This window comes from Mycobacterium sp. TH-M15, from assembly GCF_057473705.1.
The window spans coordinates 1-1,818 of record NZ_JBYCLB010000183.1; the positions used below are offsets into that span (position 1 = coordinate 1).

General features: G+C 73.2%; 2 protein-coding genes. One reads left to right on the top strand and one right to left on the bottom strand.

Annotated elements, in window-relative coordinates; genetic code table 11:
* Nucleotides 1-276: 276 nt before the first annotated feature.
* A complete protein-coding gene (locus AC2VNT_RS04410; protein WP_486945694.1) occupies nt 277-1,380 on the top strand; it encodes an esterase-like activity of phytase family protein in 1,104 nt (367 codons plus the stop codon).
* Here AC2VNT_RS04410 and AC2VNT_RS04415 read toward each other — a convergent pair.
* Nucleotides 1,366-1,818, bottom strand: a 453-nt coding sequence (locus AC2VNT_RS04415; protein ID WP_486945693.1) for a MarR family winged helix-turn-helix transcriptional regulator, incomplete at its 5' end; no start/stop codon positions are given. The two genes, AC2VNT_RS04410 and AC2VNT_RS04415, sit on opposite strands and share 15 nt — an antisense overlap.

The following is a 1,818-nucleotide window of genomic DNA, read 5'->3' on the forward strand; positions in this document are numbered from 1 at the left end:
ACTGCCGACCAGCCCACGGCGATAGCCGCATGAGCGCCTATCGAGACAGCCGGCCGGTACGAGGAATCCCCGCAGTTCACTGCGGGGAGGACGTCAACGGATAGGCACCGACCCGGAGTGCTGCCCCACCGGGGCCGCCGTTACCCGGTACCGGATCTCCGGGGGCGGACTGGCCACGCTCGACCCGATCCCGCGCCGCTGACGGTGCCCGCGTCGCCCGGTGAACAGGTTTCAGCTTCCGCCCGGGGAACCGGGTCTAATTGTGGTGTGCTGCCGATGCTGGCCCGGGTGCTGACGGTGTGCGGACTGTCGCTGGCCGGATGCGCCCCGGTGCCGCCGGCCGCCGAACCGGCGCCGGCCTACCTCGGCCAGGTTCGACTGCCACCCTCCGCCGGGTTCGACGGCACCGTCATCGGCGGACTCTCGGCGATCAGCTACGACCCCGGGCGCGACCGCTACTACGTGATCAGCGACGACCGATCGGCGACCGGCCCGGCCCGGTTCTACGACGTCCACCTGTCGGTCTCGCCCACCGGTATCCGCGACCTGACGTTCGCCGGTGTCCATCCGCTGCTCGACGCCGACGGCCGGGTGTTCGGTCCGCAAGCGTTCGACCGGACCCCGCCGGTCGTCCCGCCCGATCCGGAGGGCATCGCCTTCGACGCCGCGCGCCAGCGGCTGTACTGGTCGTCGGAGGGGGAGCGGATCACCGGCGGCTCGACCGGCCCGATCCTGGCCGACCCGTGGATCCGGATCGCCGGCCTGGACGGCAGCTACCTGGGCCGCTTCACCATGCCGCCGGACGCGACCATGTCGGCCCGGCGGACCGGGCCGCGGCGCAACGCGGCGCTGGAGGGGTTGACGCTGTCGCCGAGCGGGCGGCTGCTGTTCGCGGCCATGGAGGGGCCCGAGTACCAGGACGGCGGCCTGCCCGACCGCGACCACGGCGCGCTGATCCGGGTCACCGCCTTCGACGTCGACACCGCCGCACCGGTAGCCCAGTACGCCTACCGGTTGGAGCCGGTCTCCGCGCCGGCGCGGACCAACGGCCTCTCCGACCTGGTCGCGCTCTCCGACACCGAGTTCCTGGTGATCGAACGCGCATTCAGCGCCACCCCGACCGTCCGGGTGTTCCGGGCGCGGATCGGCGATGCCACCGACGTGCTGGCGGTGCCGTCGCTGGCCGATTCCCGGTCGACGCCGATGGCCAAGGCGCTGGTCGCCGACCTGTCGGCCACCCCCGGGCTGGCGCCGCTGGACAACGTCGAAGGCATCACCCTGGGCCCCCGGCTGCCCGACGGACGCCAGACGATGGTCTTCGTCAGCGACGACAACTTCTCGCCGGCCGAGGTTACCCAGTTCCTGCTATTCGCCGGGTAGCGGCCCGGCCGGGCCCGCCGCGTCGAGGAAGCCGCGCAACACGGTGACCGCGTCGGCGAGGGCTTGCCGATCCTCGGCGGGGAGGTGCGCCAGCTGCGGGTCGATCGCCGCGGCGCGATCGTCGCGAACCCGGTTCAGCGTCCGCTGGCCCTTGTCGGTGATCCGGATCAGCACCGCCCGCGCATCGCCGGGGTCGGCGGTGCGGGTGGTCAAGCCGGCATCCTCCAGCCGGCGCACCTGGGTGGTCATCGTCGGCTGCGCACAGTGGTCCACCGCGGCCAGCTCGCAGATTCGCGCCTCGCCCAGCGCCTCGATCGTGGCCAGCAGCCGGGCCTGGGCTCCCGGCAGCGGCAGCTGGACGCGTTGGGTGGCCAGCCGGTTGAGCCGCGCGACCACACTCACGAGATCGGCTCCCAGGCTGGCCCGCGGCCGGGTGCC